The organism is Rugamonas aquatica (assembly GCF_009380215.1).
Lineage (GTDB): Bacteria > Pseudomonadota > Gammaproteobacteria > Burkholderiales > Burkholderiaceae_D > Rugamonas > Rugamonas aquatica_B.
Genome location: NZ_WHUG01000002.1, coordinates 307,762 through 327,647 on the forward strand (window position 1 = coordinate 307,762; position 19,886 = coordinate 327,647).

The following is a 19,886-nucleotide window of genomic DNA, read 5'->3' on the forward strand; positions in this document are numbered from 1 at the left end:
ATTGCCCATAAAAATCGTAGTCATACTACGTAAAAAATATCCCACATTGTAATTTCATGTGGCAAAGCCGCTTCATGTGTACTAAAACTACAAACTTCGCTTGCTTCTCTGCGTGAAAATACCTTAAGCTTAGGCCTCAACTATTTTCGATCTATCATGACAGCTCAGTCCCTCCAAACGCCTCCCTCCCTGACCACTGCTTTCCCAGGTGGCCCGCGTCTGCTGGCGGACATCGGCGGCACCAACGCGCGCTTTGCGCTGGAAACCGCTCCGGGCCGGATTGAAGCGATCGAAGTATTGGCCTGTGCCGCATATCCAACCTTGGCCGCCGCCCTGGTTGCCTATCTGGCCTCGCCGACCGTCGCCCAGGCCGGCGTCACCGGCATCCGGAATGGCGCTATCGCTATCGCCAATCCTGTCACCGGCGACATGGTGCGCATGACCAACCACCACTGGGAATTCTCGATCGAGGCGCTGCGCCGCGAAGTTAACTTCGACACCCTGGTCGTCGTCAATGACTTCACCGCGCTGGCGAGCTCGCTGCCGCAGTTGTCGGCCGCCCAAAAACACCAGGTCGGCGGCGGCACCGCCATCGCCGGCACGCCGCTGGGCCTGATCGGCGCCGGCACCGGCCTCGGCGTCTCCGGCCTGATCCCGGGCAAGGACGGCTGGACCGCGCTGCTGAGCGAGGGCGGCCACGTCACCTTCGCGCCGGCCAACGCCACCGAAGTGGCCATCCTGCAATTTGCCTGGAAAGAATTCGAACACGTTTCCGCCGAACGCCTGATGTCCGGCGCCGGCATCGAACTGATTTACCGCGCGCTGGCCGACCATACCGACATGCCGGCCGAAAAGCTGAGCGCCGCCGACATCTCGCGCCGCGCGCTGGCCGGCGAGTGCACGCTGTGCGACGAAGTGATCGAGGCGTTCTGCTGCATGCTGGGCACCATCGCCGGCAATATCGCGGTCACGCTGGGCGCGCAGGGCGGCATTTATATAGGCGGTGGCATCGTGCCGCGCCTGGGCGCGCGTTTCGACCGCTCCGGCTTCCGCGCCCGCTTCGAAGCCAAAGGGCGCTTCAACAAATATCTGTCCGAAGTGCCGACCTGGGTCATCACCGCCGAATACCCGGCATTTGTGGGCGTTTCCGCAATCTTGTCAGAAAGACTTGCTGCCGCGTAAGGCTAGTTACATTTCGATGAAGGCGAAATGCGCGTTTTGCCGTTTTATCAGGTACAATTCGGCTTGTTGGATGAAACGTCTTTGATTGGTCTCGTATGTTTTCGCCCGAAAACTGCGCCTGCCGGCCGCGTTTCACGTAGAAAGTGATGGCCTAGGCCGTTGCTGGCATGTCCCTCTCTCCCGCCTGGCGCGCATCGGCCCGGGCGTCGGAAAAACAGCTTCAGCGAGTTATTCCAGCAGGCAGCATCATTGATGCCAGCCATTGCCTCACTGAATGTGATTGATTTCTTTCTTGCATGAAAATGCAACCACAAGATTGCTATGGATACAGCAGAGGCTAAAAGAGTCCTCGAAACCGCTTTGCTATGCGCTCGTGAGCCATTGTCGATCCACAGTCTGAAAAAGCTGTTTGTCGAAGTGGACGATCAAGACAGGCCGCGCGGTCCCGGAGTCGGTTCCGATACGATCAAGGAATTGCTCGAAGAATTAAGGCTGGACTGGGCCGGCAAGGGTGTTGAAGTCATCAGCCTGTCGACCGGTTGGCGCTTCCAGAGCCGCCCCGAGATGAAGCTGTATCTCGACCGGATGAACCCGGAAAAGCCACCCAGATACTCGCGGGCGACGCTGGAAACATTGGCCATCATTGCCTACCGCCAGCCTGTCACGCGGGGCGATATTGAAGAAATACGCGGCGTCGCCGTCAATTCGCAGACGATCAAGATGTTGGAAGACCGGGGCTGGGTAGACGCCATCGGTTATCGCGATGTCGTCGGCCGCCCGGCTTTGCTGGGCACCACCAAGCAGTTTTTGGATGATTTGGGCTTGAATTCGCTGTCCCAGCTGCCTCCTTTGCAGCAAATCAGCGATACGCAGGGCGGCGGTCCGGACATGGAAGCGCTGGAAGCAGCCCTGCAGGAAAACTTTGACAAAGCGGCACACCAAGCCGCGCAACAACCAGATGGTACGGATAGCGAGTTGCCAGTGGCCGAAGCAGAAGCCGCGACTAGCCCGGAAGCCGGCCAGCAAGCACAAACACAACCCGCGCCAGATGTAACGGTTGACGCTGAGCACAACCAAGAAACGAATAATGAACAATCCTAATTCCCCAGAGACAGTCAACGACGTAGCGCCGGCCGAAGTGGCCGCCAAGCCTAAGCGTCGCACCAAAGCCCAGATCGAAGCCGATGCGGCAGCCGCAGCGTCCGGCGATGCGCCAGTCGCCGCCAAGGCCAAGCGCAAGACCAAGGCTGATGCCGAAGTCGCCGCCGCCGATGCACCGGCCCCGGTGAAAAAGCCGCGCGCAAAACCGGCCGCCAAGTCCGCCGATGCAGCCGCTAGCGCTGAAGCCGCACCGCAGGCCGCCGCGCCAGTCGCAGCCGCCGCCGATGCGCCAGCCAAGGCGCCACGCGCCAAAAAGCCAGCCGTCGCACCAGCCGCCGATGCCGCACCTGCAGCCTCTGCCGCAGCTCCAGCCCCAGCAGTCGAAGCGCAAGCCGCTCCTGCCGAAGCCGGCGAGCGCGCAGAACGTGCCGAACGCGGCCCGCGTGGTCCACGTGGCCCGCGCCAGATGCGCGAACAGCGCGCTGCCCGCCAGGCCATGATGCCGCGTCCGGAACCGGTCGCTGCTGCCGATGGTGAAGCCGCTCCGGCAGCCGACGGCGCCGCTCCTGCCGAAGGCGGCAAGCCACGCCACGAGCGCGGTCCACGCGCCGATGGTCAGCGCAACGGCAAGAACGGCAAGGGTAAGAACGGCAAGCCACGCAACGGCCAGAACGCCGGCGGCAAGCCTAACGATGCTGATGCAGCGTTCTCCTACGTCACCTCGGACGCCTTCGACAGCGACGAACCGGCCAAGGGCCGTCACGCCGCACCGAAAGCCGTGCGCCGCGACCTGACCTCGGACGACGACGCGCCCAAGCTGCACAAGGTGCTGGCCGAAGCCGGCCTGGGTTCGCGCCGCGACATGGAAGAATTGATCGTTGCCGGCCGCGTGTCGGTCAACGGCGAGCCGGCCCACATCGGCCAGCGCATCCTGCCGACCGACGCTGTGCGCCTGAACGGCAAGCTGATCCAGCGCCGCGTCAGCAAGAAACCGCCGCGCGTGCTGGTGTACCACAAGCCAGCCGGTGAAATCGTCTCGATGGACGATCCGGAAGGCCGCCCATCGGTGTTCGACCGCCTGCCGACCATGAAGGCTGGCAAATGGCTGGCCGTCGGCCGTCTGGACTTCAACACCGAAGGCTTGCTGCTGTTCACGACCTCCGGCGATCTGGCCAACCGTCTGATGCACCCGCGCTATCACATCGACCGTGAATACGCGGTGCGTACGCTGGGCGTGCTGGAAGAGGGCATGCGCCAGAAGCTGCTGGCCGGCGTCGAGTTGGAAGACGGCCTGGCGCAGTTCTCCAAGATCGCCGACGGCGGCGGCGAGGGCATCAACAAGTGGTACCGCGTCATCATCGGCGAAGGCCGTAACCGCGAAGTGCGCCGCATGTTCGAAGCGATCGGCCTGACCGTGTCGCGCCTGATCCGTACCCGCTACGGCGCGATGACCCTGCCAAGCAGCCTGAAGCGCGGCCGCTGGGAAGAGCTGGAAGAAAACACCGTGCGCGACATGCTGGCCGCTTACGGCGTCGATAAAAAAGGCGGCGACGCGCCTGCCGCTCCGCGCGGCAAGGGCCCGCAGCAAGCCAAGCCGGCCCAGAACAAGGGGCCGGAAAAGCGCCCGCAGCGCGGCCGTGATGCCGAGCGCGACGATCGCGACTTCGACGATGACGACGAGGACGATCACGACGAACCAAACTTCAACCGCGCCGACGTCAGCAACGCCAACGCGATGCCGTTCGCCAAGGGCCCGCGCGGCAATGGCCGTGGCCAGGGCGGCTTCGGTGGCGGCCAGGGCCGTCCAGGCGGCGCCGGTGCTGGTGCCGGCAATGGCCGTGGCGGTCCGGGCAGCGGTCGTCCGGGTGGCGGCGCGCAGACGTCCGGCCGTCCAGGTGGTCGTCCGCAAGGCATCGGCGGTTACGCCGGCGGCCGTCCGCTGGGCGAAGGCCCGGCGCGTCCGCAAGGCCAGGGTGGCCGTCCGCAAGGTCAAGGCCAGGGCCGTGCCCAAGGTGGCGGCCAAGGTGGACAAGGTCAGGGCGGCGGCCAATCGGCCAAAGGCCCGAGCCGCGGTCCGCGTCAGCCGGATCCATTGCAAACCACTTTCGGTTTCGGTAATGCCGGCGCGCCGCGCCGCAACCAGCCGCCGCGTGGTGGTGCCATCGATCATGGCATGCCGCGCCGCCGCAAGGGTTAATGTAGTCAACTTGCAAAACGGGGCGCAAGCCCCTGTTTGTAAGGCTTCTGGCCTTCTATGAACTGTTGTAAGCCTGCTTTTCCGCCCCGTGCGGCATTGCAGCGGAAAGCATATAAGGTTATAATAACCAGCCTAGTAAAAGTTCTTCACAGGGTATATCCCTGAGAATGCTTTCATCTGGCTGAGTATTACAAGAAGATGGGCAGATGCCCATTTTTTTTTTGGTGAACCGTTTTGAACGGTCTGTTTTTGATAAGTTGGAAACAGGCCTTGATCTGGAGAATTTCTTGCAGCTGCCGGAATTAATTGAAAAGACCGTTGCCGGTCTGGGCTATGAGCTGGTTGATGTCGAACGGGCCGAGCGCGGACTGCTGCGCGTCTTTATCGATTTCAGCGCAGCCGACGCCGAAGAAAAAGGCCCGATTACCGTAGAAGATTGCGCTACGGTCAGCCACCAGCTGTCGCACGTGCTGACGGTCGAGAACGTGAACTACGAGCGTCTCGAAATCTCGTCGCCAGGGCTGGATCGCCCGGTGCGCAAGCTGGAAGACTTCGTGCGTTTTGCCGGTTGCGAAGCAATCGTCAAACTGCGCACCGCAATGCCGGGTACGAACAACCGGAAATCGTTCCAGGGGATTCTGCAAGAACCTCAGGGCGATAATTTGTCGTTGGAATTTGAAAGCAATGATGGTCCGGCGCTGTTGGAGTTTACGCTCGCCGATGTGGATAAGGCACGCTTGGTGCCACAGGTGGTTTTTAAGGGACGCAAAGCATGAGTCGCGAAGTTTTGTTATTGGTAGACGCGCTGGCGCGTGAGAAAAACGTCGATAAAGATGTGGTTTTCGGCGCGTTGGAGTTCGCGTTGGCGCAAGCCACGAAGAAACGCTATGAAGGTGAAGTCGATATCCGCGTTTCGATCGACCGCGAGTCGGGTGAGTTCGAATCCTTCCGCCGCTGGCACGTCGTGCCCGACGAGGCTGGCCTGCAACTGCCGGACCAGGAAATCCTGCACTTCGAAGCCAAGGAACAGATTCCGGACATCGAAGTGGACGACCACATCGAAGAGCCTATCGAATCCGTCGAATTCGGCCGCCGCTTTGCGCAAGACACCAAACAGGTCGTCCTGCAGCGCGTGCGTGACGCCGAGCGCGAACAGATCCTGGTGGACTTCCTGGAACGCGGCGACTCGCTCGTAACCGGCACCATCAAGCGCATGGAACGCGGCGATGCAATCGTCGAGTCGGGCAAGATCGAAGCCCGCCTGCCACGCGACCAGATGATCCCGAAAGAAAACCTGCGTATCGGTGACCGCGTCCGCGCCTTCATCCTGCGTATCGACCGCAATATGCGCGGCCCGCAAGTGATCCTGTCGCGTACCGCTCCAGACTTCATCATGAAGCTGTTCGAGCTGGAAGTGCCGGAAATCGAGCAAGGCATGCTGGAAATTAAATCGGCGGCACGCGATGCCGGCGTCCGCGCCAAGATCGCCGTCTACACGGCCGACAAGCGCATCGACCCTATCGGTACCTGCGTCGGCATGCGCGGTTCGCGCGTGCAGGCCGTGACCGGCGAGCTGGGCGGCGAACGCGTCGACATCGTGCTGTGGTCCGAAGACCCGGCGCAATTCGTCATCGGCGCGCTGGCTCCGGCCAACGTTTCGTCGATCATGGTCGATGAAGAGAAACACGCGATGGACGTCGTCGTCGACGAGGAAAACCTGGCGATCGCCATCGGCCGCTCCGGCCAGAACGTGCGCCTGGCTTCCGACCTGACCGGCTGGAAGATCAACATCATGACGGCCGAAGAATCGGCCGACAAGGCAGCCCAGGAAACCGCGGCAGTGCGTGCACTGTTCATGGAAAAACTGGACGTCGATCAGGAAGTCGCCGACATCCTGGTGGAAGAGGGCTTTGCCAGCCTGGAAGAAATCGCTTACGTGCCGATCTCCGAAATGCTGGAAATCGAATCGTTCGACGAAGATACCGTCAACGAACTGCGCACCCGCGCCCGTGACGCCCTGGTCACCGAAGCCATCGCTTCGGAAGAAGGCCTGGAAGGCATGGACGAGGCGCTGGTCGGTCTGGAAGGCATGGACCGCATCACCGCAGGCAAGCTCGGCCTGGCTGGTATCAAGACTGTAGAAGCATTTGCTGCACTGGCTTACGACGAATTTGGCGCCATCCTGGCCCTGTCCGCCGACCGTGCACGAGAACTGATTAAGAGTGAATTTGAAGATGTGACCGACGATGAGATGAAGTTGGTTGACTCAAAGTACGACGATCGTGCCAAAGGCTTGCAAGCCAAGGCATGGAGTCTTGCCGAATCCGCAAAGGCTTAATTTGAGTATCTTTATCATCTCCGCGACACATAGAAAAGAGGACTGAATGGCGAGTAACAACGTAGCCCAATTTGCCACCGAACTGAAGATGCCTGCAGATTTGCTGCTGACGCAGCTGCGTTCTGCCGGCGTCGAAAAAAGTTCGACGTCAGATCCATTGTCGAAAGATGATAAGGATAAGCTGCTTGATCACTTGCGCCGTACCCACGGTGCATCGGCTGATACCGAAAAGAAGAAGATCACGCTGACGCGCAAAGAAACCACTGAAATCAAACAGGCCGACGCCAATGGCAAGGCCCGCACGATTCAGGTCGCTGTGAAGAAGGTACGCACCTTCGTCCAGCGCGACGAGCCGGTAGCCGCCGCGCCGGTGGCGCCTGCCGCCCCGGTGGTCGATGCCGCTGAAGTCGCTCGCCGTGAAGAAGAAGCACGCAAGCAAGCGGAACTGATCGCACGTCAGGAAGCGGAACTGCGCGAGAAGCAAGAGCGCCTGGCTAAGCTGGAATCGGAGAAGGAAGCGCAGGCTAAAGCCACCGCCGCCGCCGAAGCCGAAGCCAAGAAGGAAGCCGACGCTGAAGCGAAGAAAGCCGCCGTCAAGGCCGCCGCCGCCGCGACCGCCGTAGCCGCTGGCGCCGCGCCAGCCGCGACCGACGCCGCTGCCGAAGAAAAGAAAAAAGCCGCTGCCGAAGAAGCCAAGAAAAAGGCTGCCGCCGCCGCCAAGGAAGCCGCCGACAAAGCGGCCGCCACCGAGCTGGCACGCAAAGCCGTGGCTGACGAAGTAGCGCAGATCAAGGCCATGATGAACGCGCCGCGCCGCGCCATCAAAGCCCCTGAGCCAGCGCCTGCGCCGGTCAAGGCCAAGGTTGCCGAAGGCACGCTGCACAAGCCAGCCACCGGCGCCGTCGCCAAACCTGGCGACAAGCCAGGCGACAAGAAGCCTGTCAGCGCGGACAAGAAATCGATCAAGTCGGCCAATGTCTCGTCGACCTGGCAGGACGACGCCAAGAAACGCGGCGCACCTGGCAACACCGCCAACAAGGGCCGTGGCAACACCGGTTCCGGTGGCCGTGACGGCTGGCGCAGTGGTGGCAAGGGCGGCCGTCGTGGCTCGCACTCGGATGACCGTGAAACCAATTTCCAGGCGCCGACCGAAGCCGTCGTCAAAGACGTCTACGTGCCGGAAACCATCACCGTGGCCGAACTGGCGCACAAGATGTCCGTCAAGGCTTCCGAAGTCATCAAGCAACTGATGAAGCTGGGCCAGATGTGCACCATCAACCAGGTGCTGGACCAGGAAACCGCGATGATTCTGGTCGAGGAAATGGGCCACAAGGCGTTCGCCGCCGAGATGGACGATCCGGAAGCACTGCTGGCCGACCAGGGTGAGCACGCTCACTTCGAGTCCGTGCCGCGCGCACCGGTGGTTACCGTCATGGGTCACGTCGACCACGGTAAAACCTCGCTGCTGGATTACATCCGCCGCGCCAAAGTGGCGTCGGGCGAAGCCGGCGGCATTACCCAGCACATCGGCGCGTACCACGTGGACACCCCACGCGGCACGATCACCTTCCTGGATACGCCGGGTCACGAAGCCTTTACGGCGATGCGTGCCCGCGGTGCGAAAGCAACCGACATCGTCATCCTGGTGGTGGCAGCCGACGACGGCGTGATGCCGCAAACGAAGGAAGCTATCGCTCACGCGAAGGCGGCCGGCGTGCCTCTGGTTGTGGCGATCAACAAGATCGACAAACCGGGCGGCAACGTGGACCGTGTGACGCAAGAGCTGGTCGCAGAACAAGTGGTGCCGGAAGAATACGGTGGCGAATCGCCATTCGTGCCGGTATCGGCCAAGACCGGCGAGGGCATCGACGCCCTGCTGGAACAGGTGCTGCTGCAAGCCGAGGTGCTGGAACTGAAAGCCCCGATCGATGCGCCTGCGCGCGGTCTGGTGGTTGAAGGCCGTCTGGACAAGGGCAAGGGCCCGGTCGCGACCGTGCTGGTTCAGTCCGGTACGCTGAAGCGCGGCGACGTGATCCTGGCTGGCTCCTCCTTCGGCCGCGTTCGCGCGATGCTGGACGAGAACGGCAAGCCGATCAACGAAGCCGGTCCTTCGATCCCGGTCGAAATCCAGGGCCTGACCGAAGTGCCGCAAGCCGGTGAAGAAGTCATGGTCATGGCGGACGAGCGTAAAGCCCGCGAAATCGGTCTGTTCCGTCAAGGTAAGTTCCGCGACGTGAAACTGGCCAAGCAGCAAGCCGCGAAGCTGGAAAACATGTTCGACCAGATGGCCGAAGGCGAAGTCAAAAACCTGCCGCTCATCATCAAGACCGACGTGCAGGGTTCGCAGGAAGCGCTGGTTGGCTCGCTGCAGAAACTGTCGACCTCCGAAGTGCGCGTACAAGTCGTGCACGCAGCGGTCGGCGGCATCACCGAATCGGACGTCAACCTGGCGGTCGCTTCGAAAGCGGTCATCATCGGCTTCAACGCCCGTGCCGATGCACAGGCGCGCAAGCTGGCCGAGTCGAACGGCGTGGATATCCGCTACTACAACATCATTTACGATGCGATCGACGAGATCAAATCGGCGTTGTCGGGCATGTTGGCGCCGGAGAAGCGCGAGACCGTTATCGGTCAGGTCGAGATTCGCCAGGTTATCCTGGTCTCGAAAGTCGGCGCGATTGCCGGTTGCCTGGTCACCGATGGCGTGGTCAAGCGTTCGTCCTCGGTACGCCTGCTGCGCAACAACATCGTGGTGTGGACCGGCGAGATCGACTCGCTCAAACGCTTCAAGGACGACGCGAAAGAAGTACGCGCCGGTCTGGAGTGCGGCTTGTCGCTGAAGAACTACAACGACATCCAGGTGGGCGACTCCCTGGAAGTGTTCGAAGTTCAGGAAATCGCCCGTACGCTGTAAGCCCAGGCGCACAGGCAGCAATAAGGTAAAGTGGACGGGGGCATCAGCTCCCGTCCACTTGCCGTTTATGGAATATCATGGCAAAACATAGCAAAAACATCCCGCAGCGCGGTCAGCGCGTGGCGGATCAGATCCAGCGCGATCTGTCTGAAATCATCGCTTTCGAGTTGAAAGACCCGCGCGTCGGCATGATTACCATCACCGAAGTACAGGTGACGCCGGACTACGCGCATGCGAAGATCTTCTTCACCATGCTCAAGGACAGCAAAGAGCAGGTCAAGCAAACCGTCGACGGCCTGTCCGCCGCGGCCGGCTATATGCGCGGCCAGCTGGGCAAGCGCCTGCACATCCACACGCTGCCGGCGCTGCACTTCGTGCACGACACCTCGACCGCGCGCGGCATGGAACTGTCGGCACTGATCGACCAGGCCAACAGCACCCGTTCGCTGGACGACGACCAGGCACCGGCCGAAGAGAAGAAGGACGTGGAGTAATCCTGCGTTCTATGGATTCCCGCCTGCGCGGGAATGACGCAGCGCGCGCCGTCGTTCCCGCGAACGCGGGAACCCATACTGAGCATCCTACCTATGAAGCAAAACCATCCTAAAAAAGTCCGCGACCTGGTCGACGGCGTGCTGTTGCTCGACAAGCCGGTCGGCTTTTCCAGCAACGACGCGCTGATCAAGGCCAAGCGCGTGCTCAACGCCAAGAAGGCCGGCCATACCGGCACCCTCGATCCCTTCGCCACCGGCTTGCTGCCGCTGTGCTTTGGCGAGGCCACCAAGTTCTCGCAGGACTTGCTGGAAGCCGACAAGACCTACGAGACCACCGTCCACCTGGGCCAGACCACGGACACCGGCGACACCGAAGGCGAAGTGGTGGACAGCCGCGACGTCAACGTCACGCTGGAGCAGATCCACGCCGTGCTGGAAAAATTCCGCGGCCCGATCGCCCAGGTGCCGCCCATGTATTCGGCGCTGAAGCGCGACGGCAAGCCGCTGTACGAGTACGCCCGCGCCGGCATCACGCTGGAGCGCGAAGCGCGCAACGTCGTCATCCACAAGCTGGAGCTGGTGTCCTACGAGGCGCCGTTCCTGAAGCTGGTCGTCACGTGCAGCAAGGGCACCTACATCCGCGTGCTGGGCCAGGACATCGGCGAAGCGCTCGGCTGCGGCGCCCACCTGAACGCGCTGCGCCGCACCCAGGTCGGCCCGCTGACCATGGACGGCATGCTGACGCTGGAACAGCTGACCGCGCACGCAGCGCCGCTCAGTCTGCTGGCGCCGGTCGATGCGCTGCTGGCCAGCTTCCCGGCTGTGCGCCTGAACGCCGAACTGGCCAAGCGCTTCCTCAATGGCCAGCGCCTGGCGCTGGGCAAGGAACCGGTCGAGGTGCCGGCCGGGCAGGGCAGGGTGCGCGTCTACCTGGACGCCAAACTGCTGGGCACCGCCATCCTCGGCGAATACAGCATCCTGGCGCCGGAGCGGCTGATCGCCTTCGCGCCCGAATAGCAACTCTTTGAAAATATTCAGGAAACCGGCGAGATAGTTGCAACGCAACATGCTATACTTGCCGGCTTCTCGTACAGTACGTACGTACCCGCAGTTTTTCAGCATATAAAATCATCATGTCTACTACAAAACGCGCAATTCGTAATATCGCCATCATCGCCCACGTTGACCACGGTAAAACTACCCTGGTGGATCAGCTGCTGCGTCAGTCCGGCACCTTCCGTGAAAACCAAGCGGTCGACACCCGTGTCATGGACTCGAACGACCTGGAAAAGGAGCGCGGCATTACGATTCTGTCGAAGAACTGCGCTGTTGAGTACGAAGGCACCCACATCAACATCGTCGACACCCCAGGCCACGCCGACTTCGGCGGCGAAGTGGAGCGTGTTCTGTCGATGGTTGACTCGGTTCTGCTGCTGGTCGATGCCCAGGAAGGCCCGATGCCACAGACCCGTTTCGTGACCCGCAAGGCACTGGCCCTGGGCCTGAAGCCTATCGTCGTGGTCAACAAGGTCGACCGTCCGGGCGCGCGCGCTGACTGGGCGATCAACCAGACCTTCGAACTGTTCGACAAGCTGGGCGCTACCGACGAACAACTGGACTTCCCTATCGTTTACGCTTCGGGCCTGAACGGCTACGCCGGCCTGACCGAAGACGTACGCTCGGGCGACATGAAGCCACTGTTCGACGCCATCCTGGAACACGTGCCAGTGCGCGATGACAATCCAGAAGGCCCGCTGCAGATGCAAATCACGTCGCTGGACTACTCGTCCTACGTCGGCAAGATCGGCATTGGCCGCGTCAACCGCGGCACCGTCAAGGTCGGCCAGGACGTTCTGGTCATCAATGGCCCAGGCGCCACCCCGATCAAAGGCCGCATCAACCAGGTGCTGAACTTCAAGGGCCTGGAGCGCGTGCTGGTGAACGAAGCTGTTGCCGGCGACATCTGCCTGATCAATGGTATCGACGAAATCGGCATCGGTTCGACGCTGTGCGCGGTCGACACCCCTGAGCCGCTGCCGATGCTGACCGTCGACGAGCCTACCCTGACCATGAACTTCATGGTCAACAACTCGCCGCTGGCCGGCCGCGAAGGCAAGTTCGTCACCTCGCGCCAGCTGCGCGACCGTCTGGACAAAGAACTGAAAGCCAACGTCGCTCTGCGCGTTGCCGCAACCGAAGACGACACCACGTTCGAAGTATCGGGCCGTGGCGAGCTGCACCTGACCATCCTGATCGAAAACATGCGTCGCGAAGGTTTCGAGATGGCTGTATCGCGTCCACGCGTGGTGTTCAAAATGGTGGATGGCGTGCGCCACGAGCCGTTCGAACAACTGTCGGTTGACGTTGAAGAAGCCAACCAGGGCGGCGTGATGGAAGAACTGGGCCGTCGTCGTGGCGACCTGCAGAACATGGAATCCGACGGCAAAGGCCGTGTGCGACTGGAATACAAGATCCCTGCGCGCGGCCTGATCGGCTTCCAGGGCGAATTCATGACCCTGACCCGCGGTACCGGCCTGATGTCGCACGTGTTCGACGAATACGCGCCAGTGGACAACACCAAAGGCGAACTGGGCGGCCGTCGCAACGGCGTGCTGATCTCGCAGGACGACGGCGCCGCTGTTGCCTACGCTATCTGGAAACTGCAAGATCGCGGCCGTATGTTCGTGGTCCACAACGACCCAGTGTACGAAGGCATGATTATCGGTATCCACTCGCGTGACAACGATCTGGTCGTCAACCCGATCAAGGGCAAGCAGCTGACCAACGTGCGTTCGTCGGGTACCGACGAAGCAGTGCGCCTGGTGCCGCCTATCCAGATGTCGCTGGAATACGCTGTCGAATTCATCGACGACGACGAACTGGTGGAAATCACCCCGAAATCGATCCGTCTGCGCAAACGCTTCCTGAAAGAGCACGAGCGTAAGAAGGCATCGCGCGAAGCGTAATACCTGCTTGGCGACATAAACCGCAGCTTAGGCTGCGGTTTTTTTTCGTCCGTCCATCCCGCGTTGAATTCGTTTGCGTTTTCCTTGTCGCCGGGTTATTTTGGTGCATGGCAGCATAACCCGCGTGGAGGAAGTTCCGTGAGCGACGACAAGACTAACCCGTGGCCGCAATGGCCCGGCAATCCCTTTGCACTGGCCCAGCAGGCGACCGATTACTGGGTCGACGCCTGCCAGCGCAGCGTGTTGTTCATGGATGTGCTGCGCCAGCGCGGCGACGAGCGCAACCACCGCGCCGAGCAGACCGCGCCGCACGTGCTGAGCTTTGCATTCGAAGTCATCCTCGACGGCCGCCACCTGGCGCGGCCGGTCAATTACGGCCTGCTGTACATCGTGCCGCCGGACGGCGTCGCGCCCGATCCCACCAAGCGTCCCTTCATCGTGTTCGACCCGCGCGCCGGCCACGGCCCCGGCATCGGCGGCATGAAGCACGACAGCGAAATCGGCGTGGTGCTCAAGGCCGGCCATCCCTGCTACTTCGTCGGCTTCCTGCCCCATCCGGTGCCGGGCCAGACCATCGAGGATGTGTGCCGCGCCGAAGCGCAGTTCATCGCCAAGGTGGCCGAGCTGCACCCCAAGGCCGACGGCAAGCCTGCGCTGATCGGCAACTGCCAGGCCGGCTGGCAGATCATGATGACCAGCGCCCTCAATCCCGACCTGGTCGGCCCGCTGGTGCTGGCCGGGGCGCCGCTGTCGTACTGGGCCGGCGTGCGCGGCAAGAATCCCTTGCGCTACCTGGGCGGCGTGCTCGGCGGCACCTGGCTGACGGCGCTGGCGGGCGACCTCGGCAACGGCATTTTCGACGGCGCGCAACTGGTCGCCAACTTCGAGAAAATGAATCCATCCAACACGCTGTGGAGTAAGAACTACAACGTCTATTCGAAGATCGACACCGAGGCGCACCGCTTCCTGGAATTCGAAAAATGGTGGGGCAATCCGGTGCTGCTGAACGCCGGCGAAATGCAGTACATCGCCGACTCGCTGTTTGTCGGCAACCGCCTGAGCGACGCCGCGCTGATGGACAGCAGCGGCCACCGCATCGACCTGCGCAACATTAAATCGCCGATCGTGGTGTTCTGCTCGTGGGGCGACGACATCACGCCGCCGCAGCAGGCGCTGGGCTGGGTGCTGGACTTGTACGAGGACGACGCCGCGCTGGTGGCGGGCGGCCAGACCATCATCTATTCCATGCACCAGAGCATAGGCCACCTGGGCATCTTCGTTTCCGCCTCGGTCGCCAACAAGGAGCACGAGGAATTCACGGCGGCGATGGACATGATCGACATCATGCCGCCCGGCCTGTACGAGGCGGTGTTCCTCGACAAGGACGAGGAAATGCTGCAGGCGGAAATCGCCTCCGGCGACATGGCGGCCGGCGATTACGTGATGCGCTTCGAGCGCCGCAACCTGGACGCGCTGCGCAAGCTGGGCGGCAACGATATCGAAGACGAACGCCGCTTCGCCACCGTGGCCCGCGTGTCGGAAATCAACACCGGCCTGTACCAGACTTTCGCCAGTCCGCTGGTCAAGGCCATGGTGACGGAGTCCGGCGCCGAGCAGCAGCGCGAAGCCCATCCGCTGCGGCTGCGCTACCGCATGTTCTCCAGTAAAAATCCGCTGCTCGACGGCATACCGGCGATGGCAGAGAAGGTGCGCGCCGAGCGCCGCCCGGTGGCGGAGGACAACATCTTCATGCAGATGCAGGAGGCGATGTCGCAACAGATCGTCGATGCGCTGGACCGTTACCGCGACCTGCGCGACCAGGCCACGGAAAACATCTTCCTCGGCGTGTACGGCTCGCCGGTGCTGCAGGCGCTGGTGGGCTTGCGCACCGACGGCGGCCGCCCGCGCCGCATCGGCCGCGACATCGCGCGCGAGGCGGCGCTGAACGCGCACCGCGCGGCGGCGGCGCTGAAGACGGCGGAGGGCGGCGTTACGGAGGCCATCATCCGCGGCCTGCTGTACATCTACCGCAGCCCGGAAATGAGCGCGGCCGACGAGCGCGCCTTCGCCACCATCCGCCAGCTGCGCCTGCGCACTTCGGATGACAAGGAGTTGAGCGTCACCCATTTCAAGACCATCCTGCGCGAGCAATATCTGATGCTGCAGGTGGACGAGGAAGCGGCGATCCGCGACCTGCCGCTGCTGCTGCCGGAAGCGCCGGAAGCGCGGGCGACGGCGCTGGCCATCGTCCGCCAGGTGGCGGGCGCGACCGGCACGGTCAGCGGCGACGGCGCGGTTCGGCTGGAGCGCGTCGCCGCCATGTTCGCACCGCTGTCGCCCAAGCTGGCCGTGGTGCGCAAGAAAACCAAGGCCTGATCAGCGCGCCAGCGGCTTCTGCATGAAGACGCTGAGCGGATCTTCCGGGTAGTCGCCGTAGGGTCCGCAGCGCTGGAAACCGTGGCGCTCGTACAGGCCCAGCGCTTCCGGCTGGGCGGGGCCGCTTTCCAGCGTCAGCTGCGGACAGCCGTGTTCACGTGCAGCCCCTTCCAGCAAGTCCAGTAGTCCGCGCGCCAGGCCTAGCCCGCGCGCGGCCGGCTGCACATACATGCGCTTGATCTCGCCGTATTCCGGCGTCAGCACCACGGCGGCGCAGCCGACGACGGCGCCACCATCGTCGCGCGCGACCGCGAAGCGCACGTGCGGCTGCGTCAGCGACGGCAAATCCAGCGCGTACACGGATTCCGGCGGGTACAGGCTCAGCTGGTAGGCGTCGAGGTCGGCGATGAGGGCGATGACTTCGGGCTGGTCGGGGGATTCGAAAGCGATCTGCATGGCGGCGATGGACAGTTTAGTGGATGAGAAAATCCAGTATAATGGATTCCATGGATATCAACAAATTAATTGCCAGCCGCCTGCTGGCCTTGCGCGAGCGCCGTGGGCTGTCGCTGACCGCGCTGTCCGAGCGCAGCGGCGTGAGCCGCTCCAACATTTCGCTGATCGAGCGCGGCGAAAGCAGCGCCACCGCCACCGTGCTCGACAAGCTGGCCGGCGCGCTGGGCGTCACCCTGGCCTCGCTGTTCGAAGCGGGGCAGGGCCAGCCGGCCCCGCCGTCGCCGCTGCAGCGCGCCGCCGACCAGCCGGTGTGGACCGATCCCGCCTCCGGCTACGTGCGGCGCCAGCTGTCGCCGGCCGTGCGCACGCCGCTGCAGCTGGTGGAAGTGGTGTTCCCGCCAGGCCAGCGGGTGACCTACGAGCAGGTCGTGCGCGAGGCCGACATCCACCAGCAGATCTGGCTGCTGGATGGCGTGATGGACGTCAGCGCCGGCGACCAGCAGTGGCGGCTGGAGGCGGGCGACTGCCTGGCCATCCGCGAAGACCAGCACATCAGCTACGCCAATCCCGGCAAGACGCCGGCGCGCTACCTGGTCGGGCTGGTGACGCTGCCATTTGCGATATAATGTCGACCCCCAAGCGATTCCCATAGTTGCCGCCATGACCATCATCACTTTGCCGACCACCGACAACGCGCCCGTGAAAGCGAGCCGCCGCCTGTCCGTCGCGCCGATGATGGACTGGACCGACCGCCATTGCCGCGTGTTCCACCGCCACATCAGCCAGCACACCTGGCTGTACACGGAGATGGTCACCACTGGCGCGCTGGTCTACGGCGACGTCGAACGCCACCTGCGCTTCAACGATGAAGAGCATCCGGTGGCGCTGCAACTGGGCGGCAGCGATCCTGCCGATCTCGCCACCAGCGCCAGGCTGGGCGAGAAGTGGGGCTACGATGAAATCAACCTCAACTGCGGTTGCCCGTCGGAACGCGTGCAGAAGGGCGCTTTCGGCGCCTGCCTGATGGCCGAGCCCCAGCTGGTGGCCGACTGCGTCAAAGCCATGCGCGACGCCGTCAGCATCGACGTCACCGTCAAGCACCGCGTCGGCATCGACCAGGCCGAGAGCTACGATTTCGTGCGCGACTTCGTCGGCACCGTGGCAGAGGCCGGCTGCACGACCTTCATCGTCCATGCCCGCAACGCCATCCTCAAGGGCCTGTCGCCGAAGGAAAACCGCGAAATCCCGCCGCTCAAGTACGAGTTCGCCTACCAGCTCAAGCGCGACTTCCCTGACTTCGAAATCATTATCAACGGCGGCATCAAGACTGAAGCCGAGATCGATGAGCACCTGAAGCACCTGGACGGCGTCATGCTGGGCCGCGAGGCCTACCACAATCCCTTCGTGATGGCCGGTTTCGACCAGCGCTACTACGGCGATACGCGCGCGCCCAAGAGCCGCGAAGAAGTGATCGAAGCGATGATCCCCTACATTCAAGCCCAGCTGGCCCAGCACGGCGCCCACGGCTTGAAACTCAACACCATCACCCGCCACATGTTGGGCCTGATGACGGGCCTGCCGGGTGCCCGCGCATTCCGTCAGGTTCTGTCCGACTCCAAAAAACTCGCCCTCGGCGATGCCCACCTGCTGCGCGAAGCCGCTGCCCGCCTACGTATTGCTGCGTAGCTCAGAGCACAATCTGACGTTTCTGGCAAACAATATATTGGACTGTTGGTATTTCCACGCAGAAAGTTCGTTTGCGTATTTTTTAGGCGGGTTTTGCTTGCTTTGAGGCAAAATTTGCATCTATAATTCCTGAATATACACACATATCCACCTTGTATTGACGTTTGTATATTGCGGTAAAACTACATGCAAGCAGCCGGTGGAGCCGCAAGTTTTGCATTCGCAGTCATTGTTTGCTACTGTCACAGATATTACCTAGCAGCAAGGGCCGGGTGGATTGTGTCGTGCACAAGACGAGACTATCCAGGGCACTCTTATCAACTGTGTCACTTAAGAAGAAGACGAAATGAATTTAGCAAAAATGAAAGTCGGAACGCGCCTGGGCCTCGGATTCGCCCTGGTACTGTTATTCCTGGTAGCCGTCACGACCGTGGGTATCTTCCGCATGGCACAGATTCAGGATCGTCTGGATCACGTGATTACGGTGAACAATGTCGTGTCGCGCCTGGTGGTCGACATGCGCGCCAACGTCGGCGATCGCGTCACCTCGCTGCGCATCCTGACCATGATGACCGATGCCGCCGACATGGAACCGGACATGAACCGCATCAAGGAACTGGCTGCCAAGTACGCCGATGCACAAAACAAACTGAGCGCACAGTTCGCCAACGAAGCCACTGCGGAAGAAAAAGCGCTGCTGGCAACGGTCAAGGAGCAGGAAGCGATCGCCATGCCGGCCATCGCCAAGGCGTCCGAACTGTGGCTGGCCAACAAGGCCGAAGAAGCGACCAAAGTCCTGATCAAGGAAATCCGTCCGGCCCAGAAAAAATGGATGGCCGCGCTGGATCAACTGGGCGCGCTGGAAGAAAAACTGAACGCGCAAGTGCAGACCGACGCCGCCGCCGGCTTCTCGTCCGCCCGCAGCTTCATGATTATCCTGGGCGTGCTGGCCGTGGCGATCTCGGTCGCCGCCGCCTACGTCATCACCCGCGGCCTGCTGAAACAGCTGGGCGGCGAACCTGACTACACCGCGTCGATCGCCGGCAGCATCGCCAACGGCGACCTGTCGATCTCGATCGACACCGACGGCAACGACAAGGACAGCCTGCTGTCCGAGATGAAGGAAATGCGCAACAGCCTGGTCGACATCGTGGGCCAGGTCCGCTCGGGCACCGAAACCATCGGCACCGCCTCGCGTGAAATCGCCGCCGGTAACATCGACCTGTCGTCGCGTACCGAAATGCAAGCGAGCTCGCTGGAAAAAACCGCTTCGGCGATGGAAGAGCTGACCTCGACCGTGAAACAGAATGCGGACAATGCCCGCGAAGCCAATCAACTGGCGTCGGCAGCATCGGACGTGGCGATCAAGGGCGGCAAAGTGGTGTCGGAAGTGGTCAACACCATGAGCTCGATCGACGCTTCGGCCAAGAAGATTGTGGACATCATCGGCGTGATCGATGGCATCGCCTTCCAGACCAACATCCTGGCGCTGAACGCGGCGGTGGAAGCAGCCCGTGCCGGCGAACAAGGCCGCGGCTTCGCGGTGGTGGCGTCGGAAGTGCGCAACCTGGCCCAGCGTTCCGCTGGCGCCGCCAAAGAAATCAAGATGCTGATCGACGACTCGGTGGAAAAAGTCGGCGCCGGCACCAAGCTGGTCGGCCAGGCCGGCGTGACGATGGACGAAGTGGTGGCCTCGGTGCGCCGCGTGACCGACATCATGAGCGAGATCGCCAACGCCAGCCAGGAGCAGAGCGCCGGCATCGAGCAGGTGAACCACTCCATCATCGAGATGGACAGCATGACCCAACAAAATGCCGCGCTGGTGGAAGAAGCCGCCGCCGCCGCACAAAGCTTGCAGGACCAGGCCGCAGAACTGTCGCGCGTGGTCAGCATCTTCAAACTGGTGGAAGGCGAGGAGCGCGTGTCGGCTCCGGTGTACCAGCCTGCCGCCGCCAAGGCTCCGGTCAAACCGATCGTGGCCCGTGCTCCTGTCAAGAAACTGGCCTCCGCGCCGGCGCCTGCCGCAGCAGCCAAACCGAAGAAAGTCGCCTCGGCAGCTAGCGCAGCCGGCAGCGATGAGTGGGAAGAGTTTTAAAACTTTGCCGCAGTCTGCCGTCGCGCTTTTGCGCGGCATGTAGGTCCGCTGTGGGATTCGATCAACCAGTTTTTAATAATA

Annotated in this window: 14 protein-coding genes; 13 read left to right on the forward strand and 1 reads right to left on the reverse strand. The window is 62.3% G+C overall.

The window, feature by feature from the left end; translation table 11 throughout:
* Positions 1-156: 156 nt before the first annotated feature.
* The 10 genes from GEV02_RS05570 to GEV02_RS05615 all read left to right on the forward strand — a co-directional run bounded on the left by GEV02_RS05570 (position 157) and on the right by GEV02_RS05615 (position 15,568).
* On the forward strand, positions 157-1,182 hold the full coding sequence (locus GEV02_RS05570; protein WP_152836947.1) for a glucokinase: 1,026 nt from the start codon (positions 157-159) through the stop codon (positions 1,180-1,182).
* Positions 1,183-1,503: 321 nt separating this feature from the next.
* Entirely contained in the window at positions 1,504-2,283 is a 780-nt protein-coding gene (gene scpB, locus GEV02_RS05575) for an SMC-Scp complex subunit ScpB (RefSeq protein ID WP_152836949.1), read from the forward strand.
* On the forward strand, positions 2,270-4,480 hold the full coding sequence (locus GEV02_RS05580) for a pseudouridine synthase (protein ID WP_152836951.1): 2,211 nt from the start codon (positions 2,270-2,272) through the stop codon (positions 4,478-4,480). Before scpB ends, GEV02_RS05580 begins: the two co-directional genes overlap by 14 nt.
* Before the next feature lie 287 nt (positions 4,481-4,767).
* Positions 4,768-5,256: a ribosome maturation factor RimP gene (rimP, locus tag GEV02_RS05585; RefSeq protein ID WP_152805689.1), complete on the forward strand. Its 489-nt coding sequence runs from the start codon at positions 4,768-4,770 to the stop codon at positions 5,254-5,256.
* Positions 5,253-6,818 (forward strand): transcription termination factor NusA, encoded by a 1,566-nt coding sequence (gene nusA / locus GEV02_RS05590; RefSeq protein ID WP_008445733.1) that lies wholly within the window; start codon positions 5,253-5,255, stop codon positions 6,816-6,818. Before rimP ends, nusA begins: the two co-directional genes overlap by 4 nt.
* Positions 6,819-6,864: 46 nt before the next feature.
* Positions 6,865-9,732 (forward strand): translation initiation factor IF-2, encoded by a 2,868-nt coding sequence (gene infB, locus GEV02_RS05595; RefSeq protein ID WP_152836953.1) that lies wholly within the window; start codon positions 6,865-6,867, stop codon positions 9,730-9,732.
* Between the two features lie 77 nt (positions 9,733-9,809).
* Complete coding sequence (gene rbfA, locus GEV02_RS05600; RefSeq protein WP_008445735.1) at positions 9,810-10,226, forward strand: 30S ribosome-binding factor RbfA; 417 nt, start codon at positions 9,810-9,812, stop codon at positions 10,224-10,226.
* Positions 10,227-10,319: 93 nt separating this feature from the next.
* Entirely contained in the window at positions 10,320-11,243 is a 924-nt protein-coding gene (truB, locus tag GEV02_RS05605) for a tRNA pseudouridine(55) synthase TruB (protein WP_152836955.1), read from the forward strand.
* A 116-nt stretch (positions 11,244-11,359) separates the two neighbouring features.
* Complete coding sequence (gene typA, locus GEV02_RS05610; protein ID WP_008445737.1) at positions 11,360-13,192, forward strand: translational GTPase TypA; 1,833 nt, start codon at positions 11,360-11,362, stop codon at positions 13,190-13,192.
* Between the two features lie 138 nt (positions 13,193-13,330).
* A complete protein-coding gene (locus GEV02_RS05615) occupies positions 13,331-15,568 on the forward strand; it encodes a DUF3141 domain-containing protein (RefSeq protein WP_328595729.1) in 2,238 nt (745 codons plus the stop codon).
* Here the strand turns inward: GEV02_RS05615 and GEV02_RS05620 are convergent, their stop codons facing one another.
* Positions 15,569-16,024 (reverse strand): GNAT family N-acetyltransferase, encoded by a 456-nt coding sequence (locus GEV02_RS05620; protein ID WP_152836957.1) that lies wholly within the window; start codon positions 16,022-16,024, stop codon positions 15,569-15,571. It lies immediately after the preceding gene.
* A 50-nt stretch (positions 16,025-16,074) separates the two neighbouring features.
* On the opposite strand from GEV02_RS05620, the gene GEV02_RS05625 reads away from it, so the two are divergent.
* From GEV02_RS05625 to GEV02_RS05635, 3 genes are all read left to right on the forward strand, one after another.
* The gene (locus tag GEV02_RS05625; protein ID WP_152836959.1) at positions 16,075-16,650 is read left to right on the forward strand and encodes a helix-turn-helix domain-containing protein; all 576 of its coding nucleotides are present in this window, start codon (positions 16,075-16,077) and stop codon (positions 16,648-16,650) included.
* 34 nt (positions 16,651-16,684) lie between these two features.
* Positions 16,685-17,710, forward strand: a complete 1,026-nt coding sequence (gene dusA, locus GEV02_RS05630; protein WP_152836961.1) for a tRNA dihydrouridine(20/20a) synthase DusA — start codon at positions 16,685-16,687, stop codon at positions 17,708-17,710.
* A gap of 346 nt (positions 17,711-18,056) precedes the next feature.
* Entirely contained in the window at positions 18,057-19,805 is a 1,749-nt protein-coding gene (locus GEV02_RS05635; protein WP_235922674.1) for a methyl-accepting chemotaxis protein, read from the forward strand.
* The last annotated feature ends 81 nt before the right edge of the window (positions 19,806-19,886 follow it).

What these genes read in the sequence shown, in the direction of transcription:
- GEV02_RS05570 (WP_152836947.1), top strand. Translation starts at nt 157, where the DNA reads ATGACAGCTCAGTCCCTCCAAACGCCTCCCTCCCTGACCACTGCTTTC.
- scpB (WP_152836949.1), top strand. Translation starts at nt 1,504, where the DNA reads ATGGATACAGCAGAGGCTAAAAGAGTCCTCGAAACCGCTTTGCTATGC.
- GEV02_RS05580 (WP_152836951.1), top strand. Translation starts at nt 2,270, where the DNA reads ATGAACAATCCTAATTCCCCAGAGACAGTCAACGACGTAGCGCCGGCC.
- nusA (WP_008445733.1), top strand. Translation starts at nt 5,253, where the DNA reads ATGAGTCGCGAAGTTTTGTTATTGGTAGACGCGCTGGCGCGTGAGAAA.
- infB (WP_152836953.1), top strand. Translation starts at nt 6,865, where the DNA reads ATGGCGAGTAACAACGTAGCCCAATTTGCCACCGAACTGAAGATGCCT.
- rbfA (WP_008445735.1), top strand. Translation starts at nt 9,810, where the DNA reads ATGGCAAAACATAGCAAAAACATCCCGCAGCGCGGTCAGCGCGTGGCG.
- truB (WP_152836955.1), top strand. Translation starts at nt 10,320, where the DNA reads ATGAAGCAAAACCATCCTAAAAAAGTCCGCGACCTGGTCGACGGCGTG.
- typA (WP_008445737.1), top strand. Translation starts at nt 11,360, where the DNA reads ATGTCTACTACAAAACGCGCAATTCGTAATATCGCCATCATCGCCCAC.
- GEV02_RS05620 (WP_152836957.1), bottom strand. Translation starts at nt 16,024, where the DNA reads ATGCAGATCGCTTTCGAATCCCCCGACCAGCCCGAAGTCATCGCCCTC.
- GEV02_RS05625 (WP_152836959.1), top strand. Translation starts at nt 16,075, where the DNA reads ATGGATATCAACAAATTAATTGCCAGCCGCCTGCTGGCCTTGCGCGAG.
- dusA (WP_152836961.1), top strand. Translation starts at nt 16,685, where the DNA reads ATGACCATCATCACTTTGCCGACCACCGACAACGCGCCCGTGAAAGCG.
- GEV02_RS05635 (WP_235922674.1), top strand. Translation starts at nt 18,057, where the DNA reads ATGAATTTAGCAAAAATGAAAGTCGGAACGCGCCTGGGCCTCGGATTC.